The sequence below is a fragment of the Streptomyces sp. ISL-43 genome, assembly GCF_018614195.1.
Classification (GTDB): domain Bacteria; phylum Actinomycetota; class Actinomycetes; order Streptomycetales; family Streptomycetaceae; genus Streptomyces.
In genome coordinates this window covers 1-5,553 of sequence record NZ_JAGGOT010000108.1, presented here as the reverse complement: position 1 = coordinate 5,553, position 5,553 = coordinate 1, and the positions used below count along the sequence as shown (strand labels likewise).

6 protein-coding genes and 2 pseudogenes are annotated in these 5,553 nt (G+C 68.1%); 5 read left to right on the top strand and 3 right to left on the bottom strand.

Annotated elements, in window-relative coordinates:
- Positions 1-379: 379 nt before the first annotated feature.
- Positions 380-787: pseudogene (locus J7F03_RS39650) on the bottom strand (MarR family winged helix-turn-helix transcriptional regulator); the annotation flags it as partial.
- A 209-nt stretch (positions 788-996) separates the two neighbouring features.
- On the opposite strand from J7F03_RS39650, the gene J7F03_RS39645 reads away from it, so the two are divergent.
- Complete coding sequence (locus J7F03_RS39645) at positions 997-2,127, top strand: NADH:flavin oxidoreductase (RefSeq protein ID WP_214958072.1); 1,131 nt, start codon at positions 997-999, stop codon at positions 2,125-2,127.
- Positions 2,128-2,362: 235 nt separating this feature from the next.
- Here the strand turns inward: J7F03_RS39645 and J7F03_RS39640 are convergent, their stop codons facing one another.
- Positions 2,363-2,722, bottom strand: a complete 360-nt coding sequence (locus tag J7F03_RS39640; protein ID WP_214958071.1) for a hypothetical protein — start codon at positions 2,720-2,722, stop codon at positions 2,363-2,365.
- Positions 2,723-3,079: 357 nt separating this feature from the next.
- On the opposite strand from J7F03_RS39640, the gene J7F03_RS39635 reads away from it, so the two are divergent.
- From J7F03_RS39635 to J7F03_RS39620, 4 genes and pseudogenes are all read left to right on the top strand, one after another.
- Complete coding sequence (locus tag J7F03_RS39635; protein ID WP_214958070.1) at positions 3,080-3,475, top strand: VOC family protein; 396 nt, start codon at positions 3,080-3,082, stop codon at positions 3,473-3,475.
- Between the two features lie 562 nt (positions 3,476-4,037).
- Positions 4,038-4,277, top strand: a pseudogene (locus tag J7F03_RS39630) (IS256 family transposase); the annotation flags it as partial.
- Positions 4,278-4,313: 36 nt separating this feature from the next.
- A complete protein-coding gene (locus J7F03_RS39625) occupies positions 4,314-4,538 on the top strand; it encodes a hypothetical protein (RefSeq protein ID WP_308380156.1) in 225 nt (74 codons plus the stop codon).
- A gap of 95 nt (positions 4,539-4,633) precedes the next feature.
- On the top strand, positions 4,634-5,086 hold the full coding sequence (locus J7F03_RS39620; protein ID WP_214958069.1) for an SRPBCC family protein: 453 nt from the start codon (positions 4,634-4,636) through the stop codon (positions 5,084-5,086).
- Positions 5,087-5,312: 226 nt separating this feature from the next.
- Here J7F03_RS39620 and J7F03_RS39615 read toward each other — a convergent pair.
- The coding region (locus J7F03_RS39615; protein WP_214958068.1) for a hypothetical protein at positions 5,313-5,553 on the bottom strand (241 nt) is incomplete at its 5' end.

Genomic DNA, 5,553 nt, shown 5'->3' with positions numbered 1-5,553 from the left:
GCGCACCGAAGGTGCGCTGGATCGCTGACCTGCGGAGTTCCTCCGGGCCAACCAGAACGCTCAGGGGCCAAGTGCAGCGCTAAGAGCGTGACACCTGGCTCGGATGGACAACACCAATGCTCAGAATCGGCCGACAGCCGACCGGCCGACCGCTCGCCGGTTCTGGCGCCGCCCGAAGCGCGGGCGGCGCCACAGGGTGGGCCGCAGGCGTTCCTACGGGGCGGAGTCGCGGGTTCTACGTGGCGCGCGGCGCGGATTCCTGCGGGGCGAGAGTCGCGGGTGCCTGCGGAGCAGGAGTCGCGGATTCCCACGGCGCGGGCGCCGCGGATTCCTGCGGGACCAGCGGGTGGCATGCGGCGCGGGTGTCGTCTTCCTCCGTGCGCGGCCAGTATCGTCCTTCGAGGGCCTCGGCGCTGCGGTTGAGCCGGACCAGGACGTCCTCCAGCTCCCGTACCTCCTCAGGGGACCAGTCGGCGACCACCCGGGCCAGGCAGGACTGGTTGACCTCACGGTCTCCGGCGAGCCGGCGCCCGCCTTCAACGGTGACGCGCAGCTTGCGGGCTATGCCGCCGTCCGGGTCCGCGACGCGCTCGGCCAGTCCGCAGCGCAGCAGTGCGGCCGTCTGGCGGTTCACGGTCGAGGTGTCGAGCCCGAAGGCCTCCGCCAACTGTCCGATGGACATGGGGCCTTGTGCGTCGATCCGGCTGAGCAGCAGGTACGCCGACCGCTCCAGGCGTTCGGGGTCGCGCTCGCGCCGGGCAAGCACCTGGTGCCGCGAGAGCAGCATCAGCTCCCGCTCCAGTTTCTCCAGCACTGTGCCTCCCGCTCCTTCCGACGCTCCATTATCGCCGACCCGTGGACCGGCGGACCTCTGCCGGGGTGGCCTGCGGACGGCTCCGCGCGAGGGCCGCAGCAATATGCATGATACATAGTGTGTGTACTATGCACTCCTCGTTGTCACCCCGACGAGCCACAGCCTCAACCCGGAGGACCCGTATGACCGTCACCTCGTCCACTGCCTCCCGCGCGGCCGAGATCCTGTCCCGGCCCGTCACGCTGAACGGCCTGACCGTCCCCAATCGCATCGCGATGGCTCCGATGACGCGGATGTTCTCGCCCGGCGGCGTGCCCGGCGAGGACGTGCAGGCGTACTACGCCAGCCGGGCCGCCGCGGGTGTGGGCTTGATCGTCACCGAGGGCACCTACGTCGGCCACGAGTCCGCCGGGCAGAGCGACCGGGTGCCGCGGTTTCACGGCGAGGACCAGCTGGCGGGGTGGGCGAAGGTCGCCGCGGCCGTGCACGAGGCGGGCGGCACGATCGTGCCTCAGCTGTGGCACATAGGCATGGTGCGCAAGCAGGGCGAGGCACCGTACGCCGACGCGCCCGCCGTCGGCCCCTCCGGCATCCGCGTCGACGGCACCGAGGGGACCGGCAAGGCGATGAACCGCGCCGACCTCGACGACGTCATCGGCGCGTTCGCCGACGCAGCCGCGGAGGCCGAGCGGATCGGCTTCGACGGCGTCGAACTGCACGGCGCCCACGGCTACCTGCTCGACCAGTTCCTGTGGGAGCGGACCAACCGCCGCACCGACGCCTACGGCGGCAACGCGGTGGACCGTACGAAGTTCGCCGCGGAAATCGTGGCCGCGGTCCGCGAGCGCGTCCCGGCCGACTTCCCGGTGATCTTCCGCTACTCGCAGTGGAAGCAGGAGGCCTACGACGCCCGGCTCGCGCAGACCCCGGAGGAGCTGGAGGCGATCCTGGCCCCGCTGGCGGCGGCCGGCGTCGACGCGTTCCACGCCTCCACCCGGCGCTACTGGCTCCCTGAGTTCGAGGGCTCGGACCTGAACCTGGCGGGCTGGACCAAGAAGCTCACCGGCCGGCCGACCATCACCGTCGGCTCGGTCGGCCTCGACGGCGACTTCATCCGCGCCTTCGTCGGCGAGGGTGCAGCGCTCGGCGACATCGACAACCTCCTGGACCGCATGGAACGCAACGAGTTCGACATGGTCGCCGTCGGCCGGGCTCTGCTCCAGGACCCGCACTGGGCGGCGAAGGTCCTCGGCAACCGCTTCGACGAGCTGAAGCTGTACGACGCGGCGGCGCTCAGGTCGCTCAGCCGGTAGCCGTCCGGACGGCCGGTCCGAAGACGCCCCGTGACGTCGGTCCGCCGACGCCACGGGCCGTTCGCGCTCCGGTCAAAGTTCGCCGAGCCTCGCCAGTGCCACCCATCGCCAACCGGGCGGAAACCAATGGGCTTGGTACTTCCTCGCACGTCCCAGCCGGAGGACAAGTGCAATGCTCATTGGACAGGTGCGTTACTCAGTCACAATCAGTGTGACTGATTCCCAGTCGTCTTTGTCAAGCATGCGGACCGACCGGTTGATCTTGTTGTTCCGTGGGCGGTGGCAGCCAGGGGCAGCGTTGAAGTAGCAGGTGATACCGCTCGGGGTCCGCGAGGATGCTGCGCCTGGCCTGCTCGTGGCTGGGCTGGAGATCGTCTGGGTAGACCGCGGGATCAAGGCTGAGGTTGAGGGAGAGGTCATGGCGTGTCTCCGGATCCTCGCAGGTCAGGAATGCGGAGAGGCAGGCCACGCGATAGTCGTCGCGAAGGTCGGCCAGCGTCTCCAGTTCCGCCTTGCTCTCCTCGGCCGCTACTCCTCGGCGGAGATCCTCCATGGAGGCGTACCGGAGTGCGGGTCGGGCGAAGTACCAGGCCATGGAGGCGCCGACCTCCTGGCGTCAGCTGCCGGGCGCACCCGGTCCGCACCACGCAGAAGATCGCGTCCACGATCCGCCGACGTGGGCGCTTCTCCCGCCGCCCGCCCTTCGGTCCGACCCTCGCCGCTGGCATAGCGGCTCGACCAGAACCCACTGCTCACCCGTCAGATCCGACGGATACCCGCCCCAGAGCCACTCACGTATGGCTCAACGACCCCTCCCGACCCGGGGCACGGCAGATCTCAATCGCGGTCTGATACCGGGTCAAGCCCGTCTGATGTCCCAGGCAAAAAGATCTCGAATCTGTCGGACAGGCCGCCTACTCTGAGCCCGCCGTCCGCACTATCCGGGAGAGTCATGACAAGTAGGTTCACCGAGTTGACCGTTGACTGCCGCCACCCGGAAAGGCTCGCGGCTTTCTGGTGCGAGGTCCTGGACTTCAAGGTGATCGACCGGAGCGAGGGCCTGGTCGAGATCGGCTCCTGGGTGCCGACCGTCGAGGATGTCCGGGCCCGTCAGATGCCGCCCACCCTGGTGTTCATCCAGGTGCCCGAAGGCAAGACCGTCAAGAACCGGCTCCACCTCGACGTCAGTCCGATCGACGGCACCACCCAGGACGAGGTGACCAGGTTGCTCGGCCTCGGCGCCACCAAGACGGATGTGGGCCAGGGCCCGGACCGCAGTTGGGTGGTCATGGCAGATCCCGAGGGCAACGAGTTCGACGTCCTACGCACCCTGGCACCGCAGAACTAGCACGCAAGCGGACACCGCACCCCGTCAGACATCGCAACCATCACATTGCCGAGAAGACCTCAATGCCAGCAGGCTGCACACTTGCCAGCTCTCAGCGCAGGTAGCGAAGTTCGCGCAGTCCATAGTCCGGTGGCAGCCATCCCTTCTTCCGCCTGTCGATGGTCTTCTGGGTGTGGGGAGACGGGTACGGGCAGCCCTGCATCAGATCGGGTTCACCCCTGGCCCACGAAAGCCCGTAATGGGCGGTACACACAGGCCAGAGGGTCTTCACAGGCTCCTTCACTCTCGGGGTCGTCCCACGCCGGCCACGGCGACGCTTGGGGTAGCCCCTCGCTCCCCAGCGGATCACTGAAAGGCGGTCCGCTGATGCCGACCCCGATCCGCCAGACGAGAGCCGCCGCCCTCAGCAAGGGACGGTCCCAGGCAGGAACGGGATGGGTCATACAGCCCGGCGCAGCCCATGGCCATGCAGCGTGACCGTCTTACCTTCCGGGGCCAGATCGCGGACCTGCGCGGTGGCAAGCTGGGTGGTGGAAGCCGCGGTGAACGCCGCCGTGGCGGGATCCACCTGCGGACCACCAACCCGATCGAGTCGACGTTCGCGACCGTCCGGTTGCGGACGAAGGTCACCAAGGGCGCCGGCAGCCGGGCGGCGGCCTTGGCGAGGGTGTTCAAGCTCGTCGAATCCGCCCAGGCCCGCTGGCGGGCTGTGAACGCACCCCACCTCGTCGCCCTCGTCCGCGCCGGAGCCCGCTTCGAACGCGGCTACCTCGTCGAACGCCCCGAGGCAGTGGCGGCATGAGCCAGCCGGCCAGCGGCACGCTGCATTCGAACTCTGGTGGCGGATCTCGACCGTGCGATTCTCTCGCTCGGCTGGCTGCTCAAGGCGCTGGGCTACACCCCCTTCCAAGGCTGGGACAACGGCTGCGGCCGGCGACTCGGGCCGACCTACGTGGTCCTCGAGCAGTCACCAGCCCTCACCGCCGACCGGCACGACGGGTGCCGGCCAGGGCTGAACCAGGGAGGACACGTTCTTCAAGGCTCGATGGCCCTCTGTGACTGACCACAGAAGTTGAGCCATTTCCGCCTGAATGCTCCTTTTACCCCCATGTAATAGGATGAACTCGCCACGGGCCCGGCGACCTGAAGGCGGTCATCATGGCAGAGCGTCACCTCAAAGTTCGGCGGCGAGCGGTCGCGTCACCTGCATCCGTCTGGGCCGTATTCGCAGATTTCCCGAACCTGGCGGGCATCTGGAGTGGACTCAGGGGCTCTCAGGCCATCGGCGATCAGACCCAAGGCGTGGGTGCTCGCCGCCAGGTTGATCTGAAGCCGGTCGGTTCGTTGGTCGAAACCGTTACCGCCTGGGAGGAGGGCCGCACGCTCGCCACCGAGAATCAGCCATCGGCCCTCGTGCCGATGAAGCAGGCCGCGGCCAGGATCACCCTCGACCCCGATGGCGACGGGACAGCCATCACATTCGACTACCGGTATGTGCCGAGGGGTGGCCCGATGGGACAACTGACCGGTCCCGTGATCGACAGGATGCTGACGGGACAGTTCGAGAGCATGCTGGCCGCCGTCGACGAGGCCGCCCGCAAGCCGGGCTGACAGAACGGATCAGCGCGTGTTTTGTGCAGGGTCCGGCTGACCTTCCGCCCGGCCCACTGGGCGATAGCTGGCATCGGCCTTGACGCGACGAGGATCAAGCCGCGTGACACGCCGATCCACAGGTCTTGACTATTCCTCTTCCCAGCCTTTCGCGGCATGCCAGACCGGCTGCGCGACACGCTGACATCCGCTGCACCAGCAGGGCGGTGTGCCCGTGCCGCGCGATCTACTTGGAGTCAGCTGGTGGAGCCCAGCCAGGCCACACCACCGGAGGGACCTGGGGTGCGCGCCGTCTTTGGGTTTCGCGCGAAAGGAACGAGAGCCCCGAGACGAGTGTCGCGGCGAACGACAGCCCCACGACAGGCAACCCCAATTCCACGAGGTCAGTGCGTCCTAGCCAGACCAGCCACATCGCCGACAAGGCCGCCCCGAAGACCAGCAGCACGGTGAACCGTTCCGGGTTCGGT